At 70.0% G+C, this 24,155-nt stretch carries 19 protein-coding genes; 13 read left to right on the forward strand and 6 right to left on the reverse strand.

What is annotated here, in order from left to right; translation table 11 throughout:
* Position 1: 1 nt before the first annotated feature.
* The 7 genes from BO39_RS22560 to BO39_RS22590 are packed head-to-tail and all read left to right on the forward strand — an operon-like array spanning position 2 to position 5,827.
* A complete protein-coding gene (locus tag BO39_RS22560; protein ID WP_043837770.1) occupies positions 2-2,188 on the forward strand; it encodes a xanthine dehydrogenase family protein molybdopterin-binding subunit in 2,187 nt (728 codons plus the stop codon).
* Positions 2,189-2,205: 17 nt separating this feature from the next.
* A complete protein-coding gene (gene soxX / locus BO39_RS22565) occupies positions 2,206-2,643 on the forward strand; it encodes a sulfur oxidation c-type cytochrome SoxX (RefSeq protein ID WP_043837772.1) in 438 nt (145 codons plus the stop codon).
* A 4-nt stretch (positions 2,644-2,647) separates the two neighbouring features.
* Complete coding sequence (locus tag BO39_RS22570) at positions 2,648-3,127, forward strand: thiosulfate oxidation carrier protein SoxY (protein WP_043837774.1); 480 nt, start codon at positions 2,648-2,650, stop codon at positions 3,125-3,127.
* Between the two features lie 2 nt (positions 3,128-3,129).
* Positions 3,130-3,459: a thiosulfate oxidation carrier complex protein SoxZ gene (locus BO39_RS22575; RefSeq protein ID WP_043837776.1), complete on the forward strand. Its 330-nt coding sequence runs from the start codon at positions 3,130-3,132 to the stop codon at positions 3,457-3,459.
* Positions 3,456-4,217 carry a sulfur oxidation c-type cytochrome SoxA gene (soxA, locus tag BO39_RS22580; protein WP_052402473.1) on the forward strand — a complete coding sequence of 254 codons (762 nt, stop codon included), beginning with the start codon at positions 3,456-3,458 and terminating at the stop codon, positions 4,215-4,217. Before BO39_RS22575 ends, soxA begins: the two co-directional genes overlap by 4 nt.
* 16 nt (positions 4,218-4,233) lie before the next feature.
* The gene (locus BO39_RS22585) at positions 4,234-4,542 is read left to right on the forward strand and encodes a c-type cytochrome (RefSeq protein WP_043837778.1); all 309 of its coding nucleotides are present in this window, start codon (positions 4,234-4,236) and stop codon (positions 4,540-4,542) included.
* Between the two features lie 10 nt (positions 4,543-4,552).
* A complete protein-coding gene (locus tag BO39_RS22590) occupies positions 4,553-5,827 on the forward strand; it encodes an NAD(P)/FAD-dependent oxidoreductase (protein ID WP_043837780.1) in 1,275 nt (424 codons plus the stop codon).
* A 599-nt stretch (positions 5,828-6,426) separates the two neighbouring features.
* On the opposite strand, the gene BO39_RS22595 is transcribed toward BO39_RS22590, so the two are convergent.
* The 4 genes from BO39_RS22595 to BO39_RS30340 form a co-directional block, all read right to left on the reverse strand.
* A complete protein-coding gene (locus BO39_RS22595) occupies positions 6,427-8,013 on the reverse strand; it encodes an ABC transporter substrate-binding protein (protein WP_043837782.1) in 1,587 nt (528 codons plus the stop codon).
* Between the two features lie 99 nt (positions 8,014-8,112).
* The gene (gene ggt / locus BO39_RS22600; protein WP_043837784.1) at positions 8,113-9,714 is read right to left on the reverse strand and encodes a gamma-glutamyltransferase; all 1,602 of its coding nucleotides are present in this window, start codon (positions 9,712-9,714) and stop codon (positions 8,113-8,115) included.
* Positions 9,711-11,132, reverse strand: a complete 1,422-nt coding sequence (locus tag BO39_RS22605; RefSeq protein ID WP_043837786.1) for a dipeptidase — start codon at positions 11,130-11,132, stop codon at positions 9,711-9,713. The genes ggt (BO39_RS22600) and BO39_RS22605 overlap by 4 nt, the downstream gene beginning before the upstream one ends.
* Before the next feature lie 112 nt (positions 11,133-11,244).
* A complete protein-coding gene (locus BO39_RS30340) occupies positions 11,245-12,129 on the reverse strand; it encodes a helix-turn-helix domain-containing protein (protein WP_052402474.1) in 885 nt (294 codons plus the stop codon).
* Between the two features lie 238 nt (positions 12,130-12,367).
* Here BO39_RS30340 and BO39_RS22615 point away from each other — a divergent pair, with 238 nt between their 5' ends.
* Together BO39_RS22615 and ggt (BO39_RS22620) are read left to right on the forward strand one after the other, a co-directional pair.
* Complete coding sequence (locus tag BO39_RS22615) at positions 12,368-14,191, forward strand: CocE/NonD family hydrolase (RefSeq protein WP_043837787.1); 1,824 nt, start codon at positions 12,368-12,370, stop codon at positions 14,189-14,191.
* A 68-nt stretch (positions 14,192-14,259) separates the two neighbouring features.
* Positions 14,260-15,879: a gamma-glutamyltransferase gene (ggt, locus tag BO39_RS22620; RefSeq protein WP_043837789.1), complete on the forward strand. Its 1,620-nt coding sequence runs from the start codon at positions 14,260-14,262 to the stop codon at positions 15,877-15,879.
* A 34-nt stretch (positions 15,880-15,913) separates the two neighbouring features.
* Here ggt (BO39_RS22620) and putA read toward each other — a convergent pair whose 3' ends face one another.
* Entirely contained in the window at positions 15,914-19,558 is a 3,645-nt protein-coding gene (putA, locus tag BO39_RS22625; RefSeq protein WP_043837791.1) for a trifunctional transcriptional regulator/proline dehydrogenase/L-glutamate gamma-semialdehyde dehydrogenase, read from the reverse strand.
* 119 nt (positions 19,559-19,677) lie between these two features.
* Here putA and BO39_RS22630 point away from each other — a divergent pair, with 119 nt between their 5' ends.
* A complete protein-coding gene (locus BO39_RS22630; protein WP_043837793.1) occupies positions 19,678-20,139 on the forward strand; it encodes an Lrp/AsnC ligand binding domain-containing protein in 462 nt (153 codons plus the stop codon).
* 106 nt (positions 20,140-20,245) lie between these two features.
* Here BO39_RS22630 and BO39_RS22635 read toward each other — a convergent pair whose 3' ends face one another.
* The gene (locus tag BO39_RS22635; protein WP_084698383.1) at positions 20,246-21,379 is read right to left on the reverse strand and encodes a tripartite tricarboxylate transporter substrate-binding protein; all 1,134 of its coding nucleotides are present in this window, start codon (positions 21,377-21,379) and stop codon (positions 20,246-20,248) included.
* A gap of 477 nt (positions 21,380-21,856) precedes the next feature.
* On the opposite strand from BO39_RS22635, the gene BO39_RS22640 reads away from it, so the two are divergent.
* The 3 genes from BO39_RS22640 to BO39_RS22650 all read left to right on the forward strand — a co-directional run bounded on the left by BO39_RS22640 (position 21,857) and on the right by BO39_RS22650 (position 23,945).
* Positions 21,857-22,672 (forward strand): AraC family transcriptional regulator, encoded by an 816-nt coding sequence (locus tag BO39_RS22640; RefSeq protein WP_245615338.1) that lies wholly within the window; start codon positions 21,857-21,859, stop codon positions 22,670-22,672.
* A 30-nt stretch (positions 22,673-22,702) separates the two neighbouring features.
* On the forward strand, positions 22,703-23,113 hold the full coding sequence (locus BO39_RS22645; RefSeq protein ID WP_043837799.1) for a DUF2000 family protein: 411 nt from the start codon (positions 22,703-22,705) through the stop codon (positions 23,111-23,113).
* 505 nt (positions 23,114-23,618) lie between these two features.
* Positions 23,619-23,945, forward strand: a complete 327-nt coding sequence (locus tag BO39_RS22650; protein WP_043837801.1) for a hypothetical protein — start codon at positions 23,619-23,621, stop codon at positions 23,943-23,945.
* Positions 23,946-24,155: the final 210 nt, after the last annotated feature.

The raw sequence follows: 24,155 nt of genomic DNA on the forward strand, positions 1-24,155 counted from the left end.
CATGACCATGCTCGACACCGTGCGGCCCTCCCGCCGGTCCCTCTTGAGGGGTGCCGGAGCAGCCGTCCTGCTCGGCTTCCACGTCCCGCCCAAGGGCGCCCTGGCGCAGCCGGCAGCACCCGCCGCCTCCGCCGTTCCGGAGGTGAATGCCTGGGTCGTCATCCACCCCGACGACCGCGTCGTCCTTCGCATGGCCCGGGTGGAGATGGGGCAGGGGACGCGCACCGGCCTCGCTCAGCTCATCGCCGAGGAGCTGCAGTGCGACTGGTCGAAGGTCTCGACCGAGTACGTGACGCCCGGCCAGAGCCTCGCCCGCAACCGTGCGTGGGGCGCCTTCCTGACGGCGGGTAGCCAGGGCATCCGGCAGAGCCAGGACTATGTCCGCAAAGGCGGCGCGGCCGCGCGCATGATGCTCGTCCAGGCTGCGGCCCTTCGATGGGGCGTGCCGGCCGACCAGTGCAGCGCGAGGGACAGCGTCGTCACCCACGGGCCCACCGGCCGCACGCTGCGCTACGGCGAGGTCGCTGCCGAGGCCGCCAAGCTGACGCCGCCGGCGGAGGTTCCGCTGAAGGACCCGCGCGAATGGACCATCGCCGGGCAGCCGCTGGCGCGGCTGGACACGGCAGACAAGACGACGGGGAAGCAGGTCTACGGCGCGGACCTGCGGATGCCCGGGATGCTCGTCGCGGTGCCGCGGCGTTGCCCCGTCTTCGGCGGGCGCCTGAAGTCGTTCGACGCGGCGGCCGTGACGGGTATGCCAGGCGTGAAGCACGTCTTGCAGGTCGGGGACTCCTGCGTTGCGGTCGTGGCGGACACCTTCTGGCGCGCGAAGGCGGCGCTCGACGCCTTGCCGGTCGAGTGGGACCTGGGCGAGAACGGCCGTGTCTCCTCCGCCACCGTCGGCGCCATGCTGGACGAGGGGCTGACCGCCACCGAGGCCTTCGTCGGAAACGAGAACGGCAACGCGCGCGCCGCCATCGCGGGCGCCGCCCGGAAGGTGGAGGCGACCTATTCTTACCCCTTCCTGAACCACGCCCCCATGGAGCCGATGAACGCCACGGTGCTGTGGACCCCCACGCGCTGCGACGTTTGGTGCCCGACGCAGAACGGCGAGGCAGCGCTGGCCGCCGCCGCCGGTGCCGCCGGCCTGCCGCAAACGGCCTGTGACGTGCACCGGGTGGACCTCGGCGGCGGCTTCGGTCGGCGCACGGTGCATGATTGGCTGGAGGACGCGGTCCGCATCGCCGGCCAAGTCCCCGGCGTGCCCGTCAAGACGATGTGGACGCGCGAGGAGGACATGGTGCAGGGGCGCTACCATCCCGTCACCAAGTGCCGGCTGACGGCGGGCCTCGACGCCAACGGTGAGATCACCGGCCTGCACATGCGCATCTCCGGCCAGTCCATCCTGTCCACCGCCTTTCCGGGCGGGCTGCAGAACGGGCGTGATCCCGTGCAGTTCCAGGGGCTGAACGCCGGCGGGGCGGAGGGCGCGATCGGCTACAGCTTCCCGAACCTGCTCATCGACCACGCCATGCGGAACACGCACGTGCCCGCCCATTTCTGGCGCGGCGTGAACCACAACCAGAACGCCATCTACCTGGAGTGCTTCCTAGACGAGGTCGCGCACGCGACGAACCAGGACCCGCTGGCGCTGCGCCGCAAGCTGATGGCGAAGCACCCGAAGCACCTGGCTGTGCTGAACGCGGCGGCCGAGCGGATCGGGTGGGGCTCGCCCCCGCCCGCCGGTGTTTATCGCGGCCTCGCGCAGCAGATGGGCTTCGGCAGCTACGTCGCCGCGGCGGCGGAGGTCTCGGTCAGCGACTCCGGCCTGCTCCGCATCCACAGGATCGTCGCGGCGACCGATCCCGGCCACGCCGCGAACCCGCGGCAGATCGAGATGCAGGTCGAGGGGTCCTTCGTCTACGGCCTTTCCGCCCTGCTCTACCAGGAGATCACCGTGAAGGACGGCGCGATCGAGCAGACGAACTTCGACAGCTACAACGTCCTGCGCATGGACGAGATGCCGAAGGTCGAGACGATCGTCATGCCCTCGGGTGGCTTCTGGGGTGGCGTGGGCGAGCCGACGATCATGGTGGCGGCGCCCGCGGTGCTGAACGCGATCTTTGCGGCCACTGGCAAGCGGATCCGCGACATGCCGCTGAAGCACCACGACCTCCGCCGCGCCTGACGCACGACGGGGACCGCGTGCGGGGAGCCGTGGTTGCGCTGATCGCCCTGCTCGCCGCCGCGCCGGCGTCGGGCAGGGTCGCGCCCTTCGTGGTTCAGGAGGATGCGATTGCCGCGCCGCTGGACGGCCTCGCGGGCGACCCCGTGCGGGGCGAGGCCGTGACACGGAACCGGGAAACGGCGAACTGCCTTATTTGCCACGCCATCCCCGGTACGACCGAGCGGTTCATGGGCGACATCGGCCCGCCGCTCGCGGGGGTTGGTTCACGCCTGGCGCCGGGGCAGATCCGGCTGCGGGTCGTGGATCCCACGCTCGTAAACCCGGAGGCGATCATGCCGCCCTATTATCGGACGGAGGGGCTGCTGCGGGTGGACCCGCGCTATCGAGGCCAACCCGTGCTGACCGCGCAGGAGGTGGAAGACGTCGTCGCCTACCTCGCCGGCTTGAAGGAGTGATGCAATGGGGCGCTTTTCCCGCCGTGCCGTGCTGTCCTTGCCGCCTACGTTCGGTGTGGCTGCGGGTGCTCGCGCGCAGACGCCCGCCCAGGCGGTGCTCACCCAGGCGCAGAGCGACGAGAGCTTCGCCGATGCGGAGCGCGCCATCCTCGCCGGCCGGCTGCCGGTCGCCGGGGGGGTTGTGCTGGACCTGCCGCCGCTGTCGGAGAACGGCAACTCCGTGGACCTGACCGTCACGGCCGAAAGCCCGATGACGGGGGAGGACCACGTCACGACCATCCACATCCTGTCGGAGAAGAACCCGTTCCCGCGCGTAGCGACCTTCCACCTGACGCCGCGCTCCGGCCGCGCGGAGGTCTCGACGCGGGTCCGGCTGGCCACGAGCCAGACGCTTGTCGCCCTCGCCGAGACCAGCCGCGGGGCCGTTCACCGGGTCAGCAAGGACGTCATCGTCATTCTCGGCGCCTGCGTGGAGACGGGCTGACCATGCGCACCGTCCCGATCACCGCCCGGATCACCATGCCCGCTTCCGCTCGGAAGGGGGAGGTCGTTCCGGTCCGCGTCCTTGTCCGCCACGCGATGGAGCGCGCGGCCAACGCGCCGGGCGTGGCGCCGACGCCGCGCAGGATCCTCCACACCTTCCGCGTGACCTACGGCGAGGAGGAGGTGTTCCGCATGGACCTCTCCCCCGGGATCACCGCCAACCCCTATGTCGAGTTCACGACCGTCGCGGCCGAGAGCGGCACCCTCGTCTTCGAGTGGCACGAGGATGGTGGCGCGATCTACCGCCGCGAGGCGCCGCTGGTCGTGACGTGACCGCGGGCCGCCGCACGACGCGCGCCCTCCTCCTGGCCCTGCTGTGGCTCGCGGTGGGGCTCCTGGCGGGGGCCGCGGAGATCCGGCCAACGCGCGACTATCTCTCCCCCGAGCTGCGCCGCGCGCAGGACGACCCCTCGCGCCACCCCGGCTGGCTCTGGGTCGAAGAGGGCGAGACGCTGTGGCAGGACGGCGAGCGGAGTTGCCAATCCTGTCACGGCGAGATCGGCACCATGTCGGGCGTCGCTGCGCGCTATCCGGCTGTGGCGGGCGACGGCGCCTTGTTGAACCTGGAAGGCCGCATCGATCGCTGCCGCACGCAGCACCAGGGCCAGCCCGCCTTTGGCTACGAGAGCGAGCCGCTCCTCGCCCTCACCGCCGCGGTTGCGCTCCGCTCCCGCGGAATGCCCGTGAACGTCGTGACCGAGGGCCCGGCCGCGCCCTTCCTGGAGGAAGGGCGCCGCTTCTACGAAACCCGCCAGGGCCAGCTGAACCTGGCCTGCGGCCAGTGTCATGACGACAAAGCCGGGCAGCACCTGCGAGGCGACGTCATTTCGAATGGCATCGGGACGGGCTACCCGGCCTATCGCCTTGACTGGAACACGCTGGGGTCGCTGCACCGGCGCCTGCGGGCCTGTTCGCTCGGCGTGCGTGCGGAGCAGTTGCCTCTCGGCTCGGCCGAATACCTGGCGCTGGAGCTGTTCCTGGCGAGCCGCGCGAAGGGCCAGCCGATCGAGGCACCGGGCTTGCGGCGATGAGGGAGGAGACGCGTCGATGAGCCAGCGGCATCGCTTGGCCCTGGAGTGGGGCATCGTCGGCCTGACCTTTCTTGCTATCGCGGGGCCAGCCCGGTCGCAGCCCGCCCCGCTCGCGGCGCAGGGGTGCCTCGGCTGCCATGGGCCGAACGGTGCGGGCAGCGGAGGCATTCCCAGCCTGGCCGGGCGGGATCAGTCGGAGCTGGCCACGGCCATGGCGGCCTTCCGCGCCAACGAACGGCCCGCGACAATCATGAACCGCATCGCGCGGGGCTATACCGAGGCGGAGATCGCGGCAGCCGTCGGCTACTTCGCGGGAACGCGGTGAGGAGGCGCGCATGACGACCCTGAGGCGGCGTTCCCTCCTCACGGCCGGCGCGGCTCTCTGCGCCCCCGCGCTGCCCCGCGCGCAGGGACAGGCGCGGCTGCTGGTGATCGGCGGCGGCTTCGGCGGAGCCTCGGCCGCGAGTTTTGCGTGCCGGAGCTATCCTTGGCTCGACGTCACGCTGGTTGAGCCGCAGCCGCGCCTTATCACTTGCCCCTACGGCAACCTCGTCATCGCCGGCGAGAGGCGGATCGAGGAAATCACCCACGGCTATGACGGCCTGCGCGCCCGGGGCGTGCGGGTGGTGCAGGACTGGGCGGAGGACGTCGACCCCGTCGCGCGCCGCGTGCGGCTCCGCGGTGGCGATGCACTTCCCTACGACCGGCTGATCCTGTCGCCGGGCATCGCAATCCGCTTCGGCGCGATCGATGGCTACGACGAGGCCGCTTCCGGGACCATGCCCCACGCCTGGATCGCGGGGGATGGCGCGCAGATGCTGCTGCTGCGCCGCCAGCTCGAGGCGATGCCGGATGGCGGCGTCGTCGGCCTCGCCATCCCGGCCAACCCCTTCCGCTGCCCGCCCGGCCCGTACGAGCGGATCAGCATGATCGCGCACTACCTCAAGCGCCATAAGCCGCGCTCCAAGATCCTCGCCCTCGACGCGAAGGACAGCTTCAGTAAGCAGGCACTCTTTCAGGACGGCTGGACCGCGCTCTACCCAGGTATGATCGAGTGGGTGCCCCTGGCCGGTGACGGGCGGGTTGTCCGCGTGGACGTGCGCGAGGGCGTGCTGGAGACCGAGTTCGGCACGCGGCACCGGGTGGATGTGGGCAACGTCATCCCTCCCCAATCGGCGGCGCGCATCGCCACCGCGGCGGGCCTGACGGACAGGACGGGCTGGGTTACGGTGGACACTCGCACCTTCGAGGCGCGGGCGGCACCGGGAGTCCACGTGATCGGCGACGCGAACATCCCGGGGCCCATGCCGAAATCCGGCTTCGTCGCGAACTCCACGGCGAAGCAGGCCGTTGCCAGCGCCGCCGCCCTGCTGCGCGGGGAGGCGGCGCCGGAAGGGGTCTACTTCAACACCTGCTACTCCCATGTCGGGGCGGAGTTCGGGATCTCCGTCGTCAACATCTTCCGCCCCAGCGCAGACGGGACCGGGATCGTAGAGGTGCCGAACTCCGGCGGCGTGTCGCCGCGTGGCAACCTGCCGGAACAACGCCGGCTGGAGGCGGGTCATGCCGACGACTGGTACAGGAGTATCACGGCGGACATGTTCCGCTGAGCGCACAGGCAGCGTCTTTCGGGGCCTTGTTCGAAGTACGTAGAGATATATCAGCAAGCGGGCGAGGGCTTGCTCTCGGGTAGCGGCACTTGGCCGGATATAGACACCATGCCTCGTGCTCGTCCCGGCAGGGGATGGCCATACAGGTGGTTCCTCGCACTCGCGTGGTGCAGGAAAGCTATGGGGACGCAGCAAGCGCGCCGGGCTTCGCGTCGCGATACCGCCCGAAGGATAATTCCTTCCCAGAAGGTGCGCCGGCTGAGCAGGGCAGGCAAAGCGACCGCGAGCTGAGGCGAAGTAGCGACCGACGCATGCGGCCGAGTGCGGCGGCCAACGGAATGGCCGCCCCGCGATGAACAATGCATAGAAGCTGACATGCTGGTGCTGGCAGCGAATCTGCTCATCAGCCGGGGGTTGAACTGGTCCGACGCGCTGGTCGCCCGGCCCGCGCCGCCGAAGCTGCTAAGGGCGCTATATAATCCGACAGCCATAAGGTCGGGTTCGCGCCAGTCGAGGCGTCGATGGCGCGAGGGTGGAGATGAGCCGGTGTCATCTCCACCCGTTGTTGGGATCCGCACTGGTCAACGGAGCGGGCTGCGTCAGGCCGGCTTGATGTCCATGGCCAGCGTGCGTTCGTCACGCCGCGGTTGGATAGAGATGTCCTTCCGCGTGGCCCAGAGATTCTCGAGCATCAGGATCGGCATGATGGGAACATCCGCCATGGCGCGCTCCGTCGCGGTGATGAGGAGCCCTTCGCGCTTGGCCGCGTCCATCTCCTCCACCGCCTCGAAGATGTGCCTGTCCAGGTCCGGATTGGAGTAGAGTCCGTAGTTGTAGGAGCCACGGTTTCTGGATTTGTCCTGGGTGGCGATGCAGTTCGTCAGCATGTACCCGCCTTCGAAGGTCGGGCTGCCCCAGCCCCAGAGCGCCATGGAGAACTCCTGCCGTGTTCCCCGGCCGAAGAAGCTGCTCCAGGGCAGGGCCTCGACGTTCGTCTGCACGCCAATGCGCGTCCACATCTGCGCCACGGCCTGAGCGAGACGCGCGTCGTTGGGGTACCGGTCGTTCGGCGTGTGCAGGGTGAGGCGGAAACCCTGGCCCAGGCCAGCCTCCGCAAGGAGCTGCCGCGCGCGGTTCGGGTTGTACTCGGGAACCGCAACGCCGGGCGCGTAGGAATAGCCGCCCTCCGGCATCCACTGGTTCGTGGGCGCGGCGGTGTTCAGCATGATCCTGTCTGCCAGCGCCGAGCGCTGGATGGAACAGGAGAGCGCCTCGCGCACCCGACGGTCGCGGAACGGGTTCTTCGGCAGGGGCTGGCCGTTGTTCCCCAGCACGAAGGGGCTCTCGCCCTCGCGGGAGAAGTCGGGGACAAGGTACATGCAGCGAATGCCGCCGACCGAAACCACCGAGACCTGCGGCTCGCTCCGCAGCTTCGGAAGATCGCTGACCGAGGGCGTGTCGATCACGCCCACGTCGCCGGAAAGCAGCGCCGCGCTGCGTGCCGCCGGGTTCGAGAGCAATCGTAGCGTCACCTTCTCCCAGGGCTGCTTCGGCCCCCACCAGCCGTCGAATCGCCGCATCTCCACGCGGCTGCCGGGTGTGAAGGAGACGAAGCGGTATGGGCCTGTGCCGATGGCGGCCTTGCCGGAATTGTAGTCGGCGGTCGAGGCACCCTCGCCGGCACGGCGGGAGAGGATGCCGACATAGGTGAGGTTCAGCAGCAGGTCCGGCGCGGGCTGGTGGGTGTGGACGCGGAGCGTCAGCGGGTCCGGCACCTCCAACCGGCTGACGGCGCGCAGGAAGGTGCCGAAGCCTCCCGGGCTGTTCGGCACGTTTGGCGCGCGCTCGAAGGTGAAGACGACGTCGTCGGCGGTCAGCTCGCCGCCGTCGTGGAACTTCACGCCCGGGCGCAGCTTGAACTCCCAGAGGGTGTCGCTAACGGATCTCCAGCTCTCCGCCAGCACGGGCACGAGCTTGCCGTCCGGCGTCCGGTCCACCAGGCGCTCGAACATGTGCATCGCCACGGTGTGGTTCGGCGTTGCGTGGAAAAAGTGCGGGTCGATCGTTGTGAAGGCTCCGCCCAGCCCGATTTCCAGATCGGTGCCGGCGGCCCGGGCGCCGTGGGGAAACACGGCCGGGAGAGCGGTCAGCGACGCTGCCGCCGCCAGAAGGTCACGGCGCTGCATGGGACATCTCCTTCACCATTCCTGCCTCTCTTGCCCGCCTTCGCCGCGGGAGAAGCGCTATTCGCATCACCCGGCTCGACCGGGAAGGCCTCTTCCGGCTCACGCTGCGAGCGCCACGCCATCGCGCTGCGGGTCCGCGCCACCCGTCAGCCGCCCGTCCTCCACGCGAATGGCATGGATCGCCGCGAAGGCGAAGCCCATGTAGGAGCGGGCGACCGGGTAGCCCTGCGCCTCGAGGGCGTCGGTCACGTAGCGCGGGATGCGGTTCGATACGTCGATCGTGTCGCTGTTGACGGAGATGCGCGGCGCGGCGACGGCCTCGAACATCGTCATGCCGAAGTCGATCACGTTGCTGATCCCCTGCGTGAGGGCCGGCACGATGGCGGTGCCCCCCGGTGCGCCGAGGACGATGTAGGGGTCGTCCCCCCGGAACACGATCGTCGGGCACTGTGAGGACGTCCGGCTCTTGCCCGGCGCGATCGATCCCGCCCGTCCGGGACGGGGATCGAAGCCGTTCATCAGCCCGTTGTACATGAAGCCCATCCCGTCCGTGATGACGCCGGAGGGATTGCCGAGCGTGTGCGTCAGCGCCACCGCGTTGCCGTCGGCGTCCACGACCGTGACATGGGTGGTGTCCGCGGCCTCGTAGGGCATGCGGGCGACATGCGCCTTCTCCCCGCGCCGGATGCGGGCCGCGATCTCTGCCGCACGATCTTTCGAGAGCAGCATCTCCACGGGAACGTCGACGAACTCCGGGTCGCCGATATGGACGTCCTTGTCGATCGCCACCTGCTTCATCGCCTCCGCGAGGATGCGAAGGTGCTCGGCGCTGCCGTGCTCCAGCGCGCCGATATCGAACCTCTCCAGGATGTGCAGCAGCTGCACGAGGCTCAGCCCGCCGCCCGGTGCCTGCAGGCTCGCCACGCGGTGGCCGCGGTAGCTGCCCCATACGGGATCGCTGCGCAGGGTACGGTATTCCCGCAGGTCCTCCATGGAGAGCAGGCCGCCATGGCGCCGGAAGTCCGCTACGATCTCCTCCGCCATCTCCCCGCAGTAGAAGAGATCGGGCCCTTGCCGCGCGATCCGCTCCAGCGAGCGCGCCATGTCAGGGTTGGAGACGTGCTGGCCAGGCCGCTTCGGCGTTCCGTCCGGCGCACAGTAGATCTCGCGCCCCGTGCGGCTGAAGCGAAGGAGGTCCGCGGGGTTCAGCATCCCCGTCGCGCGCTGGTCCAGTGTCCAGTAGTAGTAAACATAGGGGCGCACCATGAAGCCGCGCCGCGCCTGCTCGATCGCCGGGCGCATGATGTCGGCCAGTTCCATCGTACCAAAGTCGGAGAGGGCGTCGGTGTAGCCGCGCAGGTTCCCGGGCGTCCCCGGGGCCAGGTAGCCGATCTCGTTCACGTGGTCCTTCACGAGATAGGCGAAGCCGTCGCGGGACTGGCCCGTCACCATGTCCGCCCACATCTCCGGCCGTGCCGCGCGCGGGGCGCGGGCGTAGAAGGTCAGGTGCTGGTGGACGCCGCGGCCGGGCATGTAGACCTGCATGGTCCCGTAGCCCGCGATTCCCGTCATCAGCGGGTCCACCACGCCCTGCACGAAGGCCGCTGCGATCGCAGCGTCCACCGCGTTACCGCCCCGCCGAAGCGTCAGCACCCCGGCCTCGGCCGCCTCCGGCTGGGCCGCCACCACCATGCCCTTCATGCCGGGCCTCCTCTCACGCTGCGCCGGAATGGCGCGAAATCCGCCTCCGCCATTCCGCCCAACTCGGTCAGCAGCATCGCCCAGGCGCGCAGCCCGAGCGGGATGGATTCGAGGTGGAAGAACTCGTTGGGCGCGTGCACGTCCTCGTCCGGCAGGTTGAAGCCGAACATCAGCGTGTCGATTCCCAGCAGCTCCTGGAACAGCGCCGTCACCGGCACCGTGGCGCCGAGCCGCACCGGCACCGGCGGCCGCCCCATCAGCCGCTCCAGCACCGCCGAGCCCGCGCGCAGCAGGGGATGGTTCTCCGCGAGGCTGGAGGCGGGTGAGTTGCCGCTCTTCGGCGTGATCCGTAGCGAGACACCGGGCGGGCAGTGGCGCGCGAGGTGCTCCGCCACCAGCGCCACCGCCCGTTCCGGATCCTGGCCGGGAACGAGGCGCACGGTGATCTTGGCGAAAGCCTCGTCCGGGATCACGGTCTTGCTGCCCGCGCCGGTGTAGCCGCCCCACATCCCGTTCACGTCGATGGCAGGGCGCAGCGTGAGGCGCTCGCGCAGGGTGTAGCCGGGCTCGCCGAAGGCGGCGGCGCCCACCTCGCCGCAGAAGGTGGCCTCGTCCAGGGGGAAGGCCGCGGTGTCGGTCCGCTGCTTCGGGGTCAGCGCCGGCACGGCCTCCAGGAAACCGGGCACCGCGATCCGCCCCTCCGCATCGTGCAGGGAGGCGACCATCCTGGCCATCTCGTGCAGTGCGTTGCGCACAGCCCCGCCGTAGCGGCCGGAATGCAGCTCTTTGCCGGCGCTGCGCAGCGCCAGCTCCAACCCCGCAATCCCGCGCGCGCCGACATTGATGGTGGGGATGGTCTCGCTGGCCCGCCCACCATCCGCCGAAATCATGGCGTCGGCGCCCAGCAGGTCACCGTGGCGCCGCACCAGCTCCCGCAGGCTGGGGCTGCCGGTCTCCTCCTCGCCCTCCAGGAAGAACTTCACGTTCACCGGGCAGCCTCCGGTCACGCGGAGGAAGGCGGCCACCGCTTCGATCGCGATGGTGGTGGAGCCCTTCACGTCCGAGGCGCCGCGCGCGTAAAGGCGCCCGTCCTTTTCCACGGGCTCGAAGGGGTCGGTGCGCCAGGCCGCGAGCGGGGCAGGGGGCTGCACGTCGTAGTGGCCATAGACCAGCAGGGTGGGGCGGCCCGGCGCCCCCTCCCAGGCCGCGTAGACGGCCGGCTCCCCGCCGCCGTCCAGCAGCCGCACGTCGGAGAGGCTGATCCCGCGCAGCCAGTCCAGCAGGAAGTCGCGGGCGGCCCCCATCCCCTCCGCGAAGCCCGGATCGGCGCTGACGCTCGGCAGGCGCAGGAAGGCGTCCAGCCGGGCGCGGATGGCGCTCTGGCGAGCCATCAGGTCGTCGATGACCGCCTTCGTCATCCTGGCGCTCCCCTCACCGGCCGCACGCGGCCTCCTGGGGCAGGGAGGATAGGGCCGACCGACCCGCTCAGCCCGCCGGAAACGGCGGTAATCATGCTGATCCTGCTCCCGGCTAGGCGGGCCCGTCCCGATACGTCCGTGGTGTGATGCCCATCTGGGCCCGGAAGACGCGGGAGAAGTGAGAGGCGTCCTTGAAGCCGCAGTCCAGGGCCACAGCCAGAACTCCGGCTCGGCCATCCCGCAGCAGCCGGCAGGCGCGGGCGATGCGCGCCTCTTGCAGGTAGCGGTACGGCGTGCGGCCTGTCGCGGCGCGAAAGAGCCGGGCGAAGTGGAACTCGCTATAGCCGGCCGCGTCCGCCATCTCCGCCACCGTCAGCTCCTCCGCCAAGCGGGCGCGGACCAGCGTCTCGACCCGCCGGAGCCGGGCGGGTGAAAGGGCGCGCGGCAGGGAGGGCGGACTTGAGGCGGCGGGCAGGTGATAGCGGCGCAGCAGGTGGGCAACCAGCGCCCGGCAAAGGCCATCGGCCAGCTCGGTCAGATAGGGGCCGCCTCCCTCCATCGCGTCAAGGATCTGCAGGCCCAGCTGTCGGATGAGGGTATCGGATCCGTAGAGCGGGTCGGACAGCGTGAACGGCCCGCACCCCTGCCCGGCCACGGACTGGAAGGCTCTCGGTGGCAGCATGAGGTGCAGCAGGTCGAAGGGATCGGTTGTGGACCAGCGGCGCTCCACGCCCGGAGGCACGATCCGCACCGCATGGGACCCGATGGGCCCAGCCCAGACCTTGCTTTGCCCAAGCCAGGCCTCCGCCCGCATGGGGCGAAGGTTGAGCGAGACGATGGTGTGGTCGGACAGCAGCGGCCGCATCTCGAAGGCACTGGTCAGCTCGCGGCTCCACCGGATCACCGACGTGCCGGTGGAGGGCAGGTCGAGCAGGGCCGCGGCCGGTCGCATGCCCCACCCCGCCTGGCGCTCCTGCATGAAGTCCGCACCCGGCATGCTCTGCTCCTAGCTCCTGCCCTCGTGCGTCCCGAGCCTGCGCAGGGAAACGGCCCCGGACAAAGACCCGCCATGTTGAGGAAACTGCCGCGTCCGCGCCAGGGCCTCACCGCTCCGGGTGGCACGAGGCCGGTCCCCGGCCGTCGCGGGGGTTTGACGCGGGCCGCCTGCCGGTCCATCGCTGGCCGCCCGCGACGAGGTTCCATCCTGTCCGGCCGGGACGCACGAGAGGAGCCGCATGTCCGACAGCGATCGCGAAAGCACCGCCTGGAAGGTATCGCCGAGCGCCTACGCGGCCATGCGGGAGGCGCCCTTCGCCCTGCCGCCCCGTCCGCTCTCCCGCTACCTGCCGATGCGGGACGGCTGCCGCATCGCACTGGATGCCTGGCTGCCTGAGGGCGCGACGGGGCCCGTGCCGGCGGTACTGATCCTGACGCCCTACTATCGCCGTTTCGCCGTCGCGCCGGGAAGCGAGGCCGATCCGATCCCCAACGCGGGCAAGTTCGTGCGCCATCTGGTCCCGCGCGGCTACGCGGTGGTGGTGGTGGACGTGCGCGGCACCGGCGCCAGCTTCGGCACGCGCGACAGCTTCCGCTCGCCCAAGGAGCGGGAGGACAGCCGCGAGATCGCGGACTGGGTGGTGGCGCAGCGCTGGTCCAACGGGCGCATCGGCGCGACCGGCATCTCCTATCCCGGCGCCGCCGCGGACTTCCTGGCGAGCACGGGGCACCCTGCGGTGAAGGCCATCGCGCCGCTCTTCGCGGTCTGGGACACCTATGCGGACAACTACTATCCCGGCGGCATCCTGCTGAAGGAGCTGGCCCGGTCCTATGACGAGCTGATGGTCGCCATGGACCACGACCGGCGCGACCTGCTGCGGAACTTCGTCTACTACGCAAACCCCGACCTGCGCGGCCCGCACCCCGTGGACGAGGATCGGGATGGCGCGCTGCTCGCCCAGGCGATCCACGAGCACCTCGGCAACTTCCGACAACCCGACTTCATGGGCGAGTTCCGCTTCCGCGAGGAGTCGCTGCCCTATGATCCCGGCTTCTCCTCCGCCTCCTTCAGCCCCTACTCCGTGCGGGACGGCATCGGGCCGGACGTCGCAGTTCTCGCCTGCTCCGGTTGGATGGACGGCGCGGGCTACGCGAACGGCGCGATCAGCCGCTTCCTGACGCTGGAGAGCAACCCGGTCCACCTGCTGCTCGGCCCCTGGGACCATGGGGCGCGCTGTAACGTCTCCCCCTGGCGACGGGAAGCGGCCCCCGACTTCGACCTGCTGGGCGAGCTTACGCGCTTCCTCGACCACTACCTCATGGGCCGCGACACCGGCCTCGATGCCGAGGAGCGGGTCCATTACTTCACGATGCACGCGGAGAGATGGCGCGCCGCGCCGTCCTGGCCGCCGGTGCCGGAGACACGTCGTCTCGCCCTCGCGGCCGAGGGCACGCTGGCCGAGGGGCCGGGTGAGGCGGGTGAGGACAGCGCGCGTGCCAACTTCGCCGCCGGCTCCGGCCACGGCACGCGTTACGAGCGCATCGCGGGCATCAACAGCACCACCTACTACGCGGACTGGGCGGAACGGCAGGCAGGGCTGCTCTCCTGGACCTCCCGGCCGCTCGAGGTAGATAGCGAGATGGCGGGCCACGGCCTCGCTGATCTCTGGATCGCGGCCTCCGAGCCGGACGCCGCTCTCTTCGTCTACCTCTCCGAAGTCGAGGCGGAGGGGACGGTGCGCTACGTCACCGAGGGACTGTTGCGCGCCCTGCACCGCAAGGAAAGCCCGGCGCCCGCTTCCTATCGGACCACCTGGCCATTCCGCTCCTTCCGACGCGAGGACGCTGCACCGCTGGTTCGGGACAGGGCGGAGCGCATCCGCATCCCGCTGCTGCCCACGGCGTGGCGCTTCCGCGCGGGCAGCCGCATCCGGCTCTCCATCGCCGGCGCCGACGCGGACCACTGCGTGCAGGTGCCCCATGGCCGCCCGCCCGTGCTGACCGTGCTGCGCGGCGGCGACCGTGCTTCCTTCCTTGAGCTGCCCTTGCGGGCTATCGACTGACGAAGAGGCGCGCCGCCGCGGCCCGTTACCGGGGCGGTCGGGTCTCGCCGGATCTGTGGAGAGCGACAATGCGTGGCATGGTGGTGGCGGCGCAGCCGGAAGCGGCCGAGGCCGGGGTGGAGGTGCTGCGGGCCGGCGGCAACGCGGTGGACGCCGCCATCGCTTGCGCCTTCAGCCAGGGCGTGGTGGACCCGCAGATGTGTGGGCTGGCCGGCTTCGGCGCGATGCAGGTCTGCATGCCAAGCCAAGGCGTGCACACGGTGCTGGAGTTCTTCGCCCGCGCCCCGCTTTCCGCCACGCCGGAGATGTGGGCGGACAGGTTCGTGGGCCAGTCGCGGGATGGCTTCGTGTTCCTGCTGAACGACAAGAGAAACGACGCTGGCTACGGCTCCATCGGCACCCCCGGCAACGTGGCCGGCTACGCCGAGGCGCTCTCGCGTTTCGGCACCATGCCGCTGCGGGAGGTGATGGCCCCCGCGATCGCCCAGGCCCATCGAGGTGTGATGGTGCGGCCGTACATGCACTACTACTGGGCGATCGACCACGGCGGCGACGGTCAGGTCAACGTGGAGGACAAGCTGCGCCTCAGCGAGACGGGGCGGCGGGTATACTTCCGCGCCGACGGCACGCTGAAGCGGCCGGGCGACACGCTGCGCAACCCCGACATGGCCCGCACGCTGGAGCGGATCGCGGAGGGCGGCGCCGAGGCGTTCTACCGCGGCGACATCGCGCGCGAGATGGTGGCTGATATGGCCGTCCATGACGGCCTGATCACGATGGAGGATCTGGCGGCCTACCGCGTGCGCGAGAAGGCGCCGGTCTGGGGCACCTATCGCGGCCTGCGGGTCGCCTCCAACCCGCCGCCCGCCGGTGGCGGATCCCTTATCGAGTTGCTCGGCATTCTCGAGCATTTTGACCTCGCCTCCATGGAGCACGGCAGCCCCGAGCACCTGCGCGTGCTGGCCGAAGCGATGAAGTGGATGACCGTGGACAAGGACGCCCACATGGGCGACCCGGACTTCGTGGACGTGCCGCTGGAGCGCCTGCTCTCCCACGAGCACACCGCCGCGCTGGCCGCGCGTATCCGCGCCGGGGAGAAGGCGCGCGTGATCCGCGCGGAGGAGCCGCGCGATCCCCCCGACACCACGGTCGTCTGCGTGGTGGACGCCCAGGGCGGCGCGGTCGCGCTGACGCACACACTCGGCATTCCCTCCGGCGTTATCACGGACGGGCTGGGCTTTATGTACAACGGCTGCATGAGCGGCTTCGACCCGCGCCCAGGCCGTGCCGCCTCCATCGCGCCGGGCAAGAGCCGCGCGAGCGCCATGGCGCCGACCATGCTCTTCGACGGCGGATCGGAAGGCGGGGCGCCCTGCATGGTGCTGGCCGCGCCCGGAGGCACCTACATCGTGCCCGCCCTGGCGCAGGCAGTCATGAACGTGGCCGATTTCGGAATGAGCATGAGCGACGCGGTAGCCGCGCCGCGCATCGTCGCGCTCAGCGACACGATCGACCTGTGCAACCGCATCCCGCACGCCACGCAGGCGGCGCTGGAGGCCATGGGCTACCCGGTCGCCCGGTCCTACCAGAGCCACGCCTTCGGCGCGCCGCACGGACTGCTGGTCCGGGATGGCCGCTGCACCGGTGGCGCCGACCCGCAGCGGGACGGCGTGGCGATGGCGGCCTGACGCGCCGCGAGCCGTCCTAAGCGGCGGCGGGGGGTCAGAGGCTCATCAGGCTCGCGTTCCCGCCGGCCGCCGCGGTGTTGGTGCTGGTGGAGCGCTCCGCTACCAGCATGTCGAGCGGGTAGAGGCCATCCCGCCCGACGATGACGGGGCGGATGGGCCCGGGCGCCTCCGCGACCTCCCGCAGCAAGTCGCACAACGCCTCCTCGCCGCCCTCGAAGAGGGCCGCGTCAGTCTCGGCCACGTCTCCTTCGGCGAGAGGCATCGCAATGGCTGGTGGCAGTTCGCCGAGTTTGGCGAGATCCTCGGCCGACACTCGCGCAGCATTCCCTGTGGCCAGGCACGCCGCTAGCTGGACCAACAGCCCGTCCCGCGTCCTGGCGCGGCACAGCACGGTACCGCGCGGCTGCAGGGCGTACAGGTTCCGCTCGCCCACCGGTCCGGGCAGCTCGATCTCCAGCCCGGCCCGTGCGGGCGTGCCCTGGCGGGCGCACCGGTCGGCCAGCGCAGCCTCGTTCCGTGCGCGCAGCCAGTCCGTCAGGGCCGACAGGGCAGGAAGCGGCGGGGTGGCGGGCAGGGGCGGCTCCGCCGGGCACGCGGAGAGGAGGCGGCGCAGGTAGAGCGGCCCGCCCGCCTTCGGGCCCGTGCCGGACAGGCCATGGCCGCCGAAGGGCTGCACGCCGACCACCGCGCCGATCAGGTTGCGGTTGACGTAGATATTGCCCGCGCCCGACCGGGCCGTGAGGCGCCCGATCGTCTCGTCGATGCGGGAATGCACGCCGAAAGTCAGGCCGTACCCGGTGGCGTTGATGTCGCGCATCAGCGCGTCCATCCTATCGCGCGGAAAGCGCAGCACGTGCAGCACGGGACCGAAGACCTCCCGCTCCAGCTCCCCGATGCTGGCAATCTCGATGATGGTCGGCGCGACGAAGCTGCCATGGCGGCAGGCCTTCGGCAGGGGTGGCGCATGCACGGGGCGGGCGGCCGCGCGCATGGCGTCCACATGGCCCTGGATCCCGGCCCGTGCCTCCTCGGTGATGGCGGGGCCGATATCGGTGGAGAGCCGATCGGGGGTGCCGACCGAAAGCTCTGCCAGCGCGCCCTTGAGCATCGTCAGAACACGCTCTGCCACTTCGTCCTGCAGGCAGAGCACGCGAAGGGCCGAGCAGCGCTGGCCCGCGCTATCGAAGGCGGAGGCGAGGACGTCCGCCACCACCTGCTCCGCCAATGCTGAGCTATCCACGACCAGCGCGTTCTGCCCGCCCGTTTCAGCGATCAGGGGGACAGGGGCGCCGAAGGCGCCGAGGCGGCCCGCGAGACTGCGCGCGATCAACCGCGCCACCTCCGTGGATCCGGTGAACATAACGCCCTGCGTGCGCCTGTCGGCGACCAGCCGCGCCCCCACCCTGCCGTCACCGGGCAGGAGCTGAAGGACAGCGGGCGGCACCCCGGCTTCCCGCAGCAGGCTCACGGCAAGGGAGGCGATCAGCGGCACCTCCTCCGCCGGCTTCGCCAGCACGGGATTGCCTGCCCCCAGCGCCGCCGCGACCTGGCCGGTGAAGATCGCCAGCGGGAAATTCCAGGGCGAGATGCAGGTGACGGGACCGAGCGGCCGGTGCTCCGCGCCGAGGGCACGGGCCTGCGCGGCGTAGTAGCGCAGGAAGTCCACGGCCTCCCGTATCTCGCCGACCGCGTTGGGCAGAGACTTGCCGGCCTCACGAACGATGGGGCCGAGCAGGCTGGCCATGCGGGCCTCCATCAGCCCAGCCGCGCACTCCAGCATGGCGGCGCGCTCCGCGGGCGGTACGGCAGCCCAGCCAGGCGCGGCTGCCTCGGCCTGTGCCAGCGCGGCGTCCACGATGACGTCGGTCGCCTCCACCACATGGCCCACCAGGTCGCGGCGGTCGGCCGGGTTGCGAACCTCCTCGGCTGCGCCGTCCACGCTGCCGTTGCCCAGCAGTGGGGCAGCGCGGAGCGGAGCGGCGTCGGTCCTTAGCGCTTCCGCCAGGACGGCAAGACGGTCCTCGTTCGTCAGGTCCAACCCGGCCGAGTTCCGGCGCGTACTGCCGAACAGGTCGCGCGGCTGCGCGATGCCGTCATGCGGTCGGCCCAAAGGCGAAAGGGTCAACGCCTCGGCCACCGGGTCCGCTGCGAGCGCTTCCACCGGTATGTCCGGGTCATTGACGCGGTTCACGAAGGAGGAGTTGGCGCCATTCTCCAGCAGGCGCCGGACAAGATAGGCCAGCAGCGTCTCGTGCGTGCCCACCGGGGCATAGATGCGGCAGGGGCGGTCGAGGTGGTTGTGTCCGACCACCTCCTCGTAGAGCGGCTCCCCCATGCCATGCAGGCACTGGAACTCATACTGTTCCGGGCGCCATGCCGCCGGGCCTGCCATCTCGTGGATCGTGGCCACGGTGCGTGCGTTGTGGGTGGCGAATTGCGGGAATACTGCGTCGGGCGATGCTAGTAGCCTGCGGGCGCAAGCGAGGTACGACACGTCCGTGTGGATCTTGCGAGTGAAGACGGGAAATCCCTCCAGGCCGTCCACCTGGGCGCGCTTGATCTCGCTGTCCCAGTAAGCACCCTTGACCAGCCTCACCATCATGCGCCGCCCCGTGCGGCGGGCAAGATCGACGACGAAGTCGATCACGAAGGGCGCGCGGCGCTGGTAGGCCTGGATGACGAAGCCGACGCCGTTCCATCCCTCCAGCCGCTCGTCGTGGCAGAGGCCTTCCAGCAGGTCGAGCGACAGCTCCAGCCGGTCGGCTTCCTCCGCGTCGATGTTAAGCCCGATATCGTAGCGACGGGCCAGCACTGCCAGCCCGGCGACGCGCGGAAGCAGCTCCGCCATCACCCGGGCCCGCTGCGCGCGGCTATAGCGCGGGTGCAGGGCGGAGAGCTTGATGGAGATGCCAGGGCCTTCAATGATGCCGCGCCCCGCGGAGGCCTGTCCGATGGCGTGGATCGCGTTCTCGTAATCCCGCAGATAGCGTGCGGCATCTTCCGCCGTGGTCGCGGCCTCGCCGAGCATGTCGTAGGAGTACCGGAACCCCTTGGCCTCCAGGGCGCGGCTGCGGGCGAGCGCCTCCTCGATCGTCTGGCCCGTGACGAACTGCTCCCCCATCATCCGCATGGCGAGATCGACGCCCCGACGGATGACCGGCTCCCCCGCGCGGGCGATCAGCCGGGTCAGTGCCGCGCCCAATCCCACCTCGCTGCTGGTGGATGAAAGCCGGCCCGTGACGACCAGCCCCCAAGTGGCGGCGTTGACGAAAAGGGAAGGGGAATGGCCGAGATGGGCACCCCAGTCCCCACCGCCGACCTTGTCGCGGATCAGGGCGTCGCGCGTGGCCCTGTCGGGGATGCGCAGCAGGGCCTCGGCCAGGCACATCAGCGCAACCCCTTCCTGGCTGGAGAGGGAGAACTCCTGCACCAGCGCTTCCACGCCGCCGCTCCGCCGTTTGGCGCGGAGCGCCGTGATCAGGCGGCGCGCGAGCGAGGCAACTCTCGCATCCGCCTCCTGCGGCAGCACGGCCGCCTCGACCAAAGGGGGAAGGCACCGCTCCTCGGGGCAGCGATAGGCCGCCGTTACAGCGGCGCGCAGCGCTGGCTGAGGGCGCAATTCGTCAGCAAGCGGCTGGAACAGCTTCCAGTCGGTCTCGGGAAGGGCGGCGGTGCTCATCGTCGCGTCGGTCCTGACAGGGCGGCCCCAGGCTAAAGCTGGTCGCGCCGCATCAACATGCGATAGATACGCTGGCGGCCCGCAGGATTCACTAGTTCGGGCGTGCATGGGCGTGAAAGATGCAGGAACTGGATCGAACGGACCGACTGATGCTGGCCATCCTCCAGCGGGAGGGGCGGATCACCAATCTGGAACTCTCCGACCGCATCGGCCTTTCCGCGACCGCGACGAGCGAGCGGATGCGGCGGCTGCTGAAGGAGGGGCTGGTGACGGGCTTCGGTGCTCGGCTTGATCCGCACCGGCTGGGCTTCGGCCTCCTGATCTTCGTTGAGGTGCTGCTCGACAAGACCACGCCGGATGTCTTCGACCGCTTCTCCGAGGCCGTGAACCGCTCCCCCGAGGTGCTGGAGTGCCACATGGTCGCGGGCGGCTTCGACTATCTCGTGAAAACCCGCGTGCGCGACATGGCGGCCTACCGTGACTTTCTGGGAAAGGTTCTGCTCGGCCTGCCCGGAGTCCGCGAGACGCGCACCTACGCGGTCATGGAGGAGGTGAAGACGAACGGTCCGCTGCCGCTGTAGGCGCGCGATCCGCGGCGACTGAACCAGCTTCCGGAGCAAAGGCCGAACAGCTGGTCCCGACCCTCCAAACCGGTCCGACCGCGGCTGCGGCTCGTGGCCTGGGTGGTCAGTCGAGTTTTGCGCCGGAGGCTTCCACCAGTTGCCGCCAGATCGGCGTTTCATGCTTGATCTTGCCGGCGAGCGCCTCTGGCGTAGCGGATGGTTCGGCGGTGAAGCCGACCTCACGCATCCGCTCACCGAGCTTGGGATCGTTGCCCGCCTGCAAGGCAGCGGCATGCAGCTGCCTGATTATCTCGGGGGCGGTCGCCGCGGGAGCCATCAGAGCCTCCCAGGCGCCGATGTCGAGCGTGCCCAATCCAAGGTCCGCGAAGCCGGACATGCCGGGAACGGCGGGAAGCAGGGCAACGGGACGGGCGCTTCCAACGGCCAGGGCCGTCACCTCGCCCTGGTTGATGAGCGGCATCAGTGCCGGCGTGAGCTCGAACATCATGTCGATGGTACCGGCCTGCAGGTCCGCAACTGCCGGAGCGGCCCCGCGATAGGTAACGTGCAGCGCCCGGATGCCTGTCGCCTTCTGCACGGCCGCCATGGTGAGGTGCGCGGTACTGCCCACGCCGGCGGTGCCGAAGCGCAATCCTTCCGGATTGTCGCGCGCCCAGGTGATCAGCCTGCGGAAGTCGCTCCAGCCATGCCGCGCCGCGGCCTGCTTGTTGACGGCGCAGACAACAGTGCCGGCGCTGAGCTGGCAGATGGGGGCGAAGTCGCTGTCGGGATCGAAGGGGAGGCGGCTATAGAGCGCCTTGTAGGCGCAGAGCGTGGTCATGCCGACCACGCCCAGCGTCGTTCCATCCGGACGGGCCTTGGCGACATAGTCGGCACCGACAATGCCCGCCCCACCAGAGCGGTTGTCCACCACGACCTGCTGGCCCAACAAGGCTTCCATCCGTTCCGAGAAAAGCCGCCCCACCAGGTCTACGGCACCACCGGCCGGGTAGGGGACGACAAGCCGGATGGGCCGCCCACCCGAGACCTGCTGGGCGCGCGCTGGGCGGACCGCGGGGACAATGGCTCCCAGCGTCAAACCCAGACTGGCAGTGAACGCCCGTCGGCGCGCTATCAAGGAGGATGGGTTCACGGGCATTGCGGCGTCCTGGTGGCCACTATGGCCGGGCAATTGGAACGGCGATGGCCCCGGAGCGTTCCATCGTTCCATCCGGCCGGTCCCGTCGACGCTGCGCATATACACGTGGCATGCACCGCCTCATCGGCAGGAGGCAGCGGTATTTGGGATCAACGGCGGGTGAAAACCCCGCCTCCAGCACGGAGGCAGGCACGATACTCGTGTGTCGGCGTGCGCCAGGGGCAGGAGAGGGGAGCTCGCCGTGACAACCGGGGGCGGTGCCGGTCAACTCTGCGCAAGCTCCCGACAACGGCCACAGTTCCGTTCCTCGGACGGAGCGGCCGCACCTTCAAGGAGGATGTGATCGGCGGCTTTGCGCCCGATGCAATCTGAGCATAGCGTCGCCGCTGTTCCAAAAGCGAACACGACTGCCCACCGGCGTGAGGTCCGGGACCCCTTCGTGTCGTCGCTGAAGGTCGATGGGCACCATCCAACGGCCTAATTTCGGCCCGTTTATTGCATCTCATGACCAGCGCGATGACAAGGACACCCGCCGCAACCTCCCCGATGCCTGAGCCACCGGACCAAGTACACCTGGTGCGTGACGAGGCAACCGGGGTCGAGGCGGTCCGGGCCCGCTTCGCCGCCCATGCCTACGACGCCCATCGCCACGACGATTGGCTGGTCGGCGTCACCGAGCGCGGGGTGCAGGACTTTCTCTGCCGCGGCGCGCGCCAGCGCAGCACCGCCGGGCGGGTCATCCTGATCGAGCCCGACGAGGTCCATGACGGACAGGCCGGGGCGCCGGGCGGCTTCGCCTACCGCATGCTGTACCTGCCCCAGCGCTGGCTCCGGGGCGGACTGGCCGATCTGGGCGGCGGCGATCCCCGCTTCGCGACCTGCCTGCACGACGACCCGGCCCTCGGGGCCGCCATCCACGCGGCCACCGCCGCCCTGTTCCGGCCGGGCGAGCGGCTGGCAGCCGACGCCTCGCTGGACGCGGTGCTGCACCGGCTCCGCCCCCATCTCGGCCATCCGGCACGGCCCATGGCGGCGCGTCGCGATGCCCAGGTGGCGCGTCGTGCAAGGGAGGTCCTGCACGACACCCTCGCGGCGAACCCCGGTGCGGATACCCTGGCGCGGTCGGCAGGCGCCGCGGACCGTTTCCATCTTGCCCGCTCCTTCCGGGCAGCCTTCGGCACCTCACCTCATGCCTACCTCATGCAGATCCGCCTCGTGCGGGCGCGCCACCTCCTGGCGGGTGGGGAGCGGCCGGCGGATGTCGCCGCGGCCTGCGGCTTCGCGGACCAGAGCCATCTCGGCCGCCGCTTTCGCCGCGCCTACGGCCTGACCCCCGCCGCCTACCGCGCTTTGTGCACGGGCGTTCCAGACAGGATGGCCGGAAACGCCTGACGTGCCCGCTCGACCCGCGGAGGGGGCAGCATGCTGTTCGATACGAAGGTGGCCATCCTGGTGCTGGACGATCTCGCCGTCTGGCAGAAGCTCAACGTGACCGCGTTCCTGGCCACCGGGATTGCCGCGGCCGCGCCGGAGGCGATGGGGGAGCCCTACGAGGATGCAGGGGGCCGCCTCCACGCCCGCCTCCTGGGCCAGCCCATGCTGATCTTCGCGGCCGGTCCCGAGGTGCTTCAGCGCGCCTTCAGGCAAGCCATCGAGCGGAACCTGACCCACGCCGTCTACGTCCGCGCCATGTTCTCGACCGGACATGACGCGGCGAACCGCCACGCCTTCCGGGCCGAGCCGCCGGACGCGCCGGACCTCGTCGGCCTTGCTCTTCGCGGTCCCAAGAAGGATGTCGACAAGGCCACGAAAGGCGCAGTGCTGCATTCTTAGGCCTGTTTCAGGTTGAAGGCAGCCAGAGATGGTTTGCCCTTCAACAGCCGTTTCTCCGACGTTCCAGTTGAAAGCAGACTATCTGCTCCCCGCGAGCCCACGACATAGCGAGCGAGTTCAGCTCGGCCGCAGCCGGATGGCGCCGGAAGCTGGCAACGTCGAGCGCCTGCCCCAACTGGCCTGCGTACAGGCCGCCCGTGATCGGCATCGGTCATTCCACTATTCCGCGTGGTGGGCTGGAGGAAGGGGGACCTGCTCCTGATTGTGGGAATCGGTTGGCAGCCCGGCGGCTCCGCGCAATGGCCGCGCCGGTTGGGAAAACGTACTCCTCACCCAAGCGGGCCTGGGCGAACTTGATCAGGGCCCGGAACTCCGCAACTCAGTGCCGTCGCCCAGGATTTTCAATGAAGCTGCGGCGCCAGGCCAGGATTTAGGTTCAAAGCAGCCTACTCGGCGCATCCCTGATCTCCCTTCCGCGCTTGATGAGGGGAACAGGAGATCGTCCGTGACACAGATTTCCTCAGGCGACTTCAACGCCCGGTGCGACGCGGAGACGACTGTAGAGCACCCTGTGCAGGATCACGGCCCCGGCTGGGCCCTCTTGGCGGAAGCTGAGGGGGAGGGGAACTCCGCGGGCACCTTGGTTTCAGGTGCTGGCCCGGCCGATGCCGCAGCGGGTGACACTTCGGAGGGTGTGCGGCAAGGCTGGATGATCGCGCGGACCGGAGCCGGTGGTGACTTGCTGGAGGCTGCGCTGGCCGGCTTTCGCGAGTGCAACGCGGCCGATCTGAAGGCGGGACCTGGCCAGGGCGCGGTTCTTGGCAGGGACTGAGCAACTGCTTGTACCTTGCCAGAAGAAGAATGCAGCGCACCGCCGCGCTCCGTTGCGTCCAGGACGGCTCCGGGCGCTAAGCATCAGAGGTTGGATGTTCTGGCCGGAGAGGCCCTGGCTCGAGCGCTTTGGAACTATCCATCCTGACGAACTCTCGGCACGAGTGCCCTCCCGTGCTGCCCGCCCTTCAACCCAGAGAAAGGCGGCCAG

The sequence above is a fragment of the Roseomonas aerilata DSM 19363 genome (assembly GCF_000711725.1).
Lineage (GTDB): Bacteria > Pseudomonadota > Alphaproteobacteria > Acetobacterales > Acetobacteraceae > Roseomonas > Roseomonas aerilata.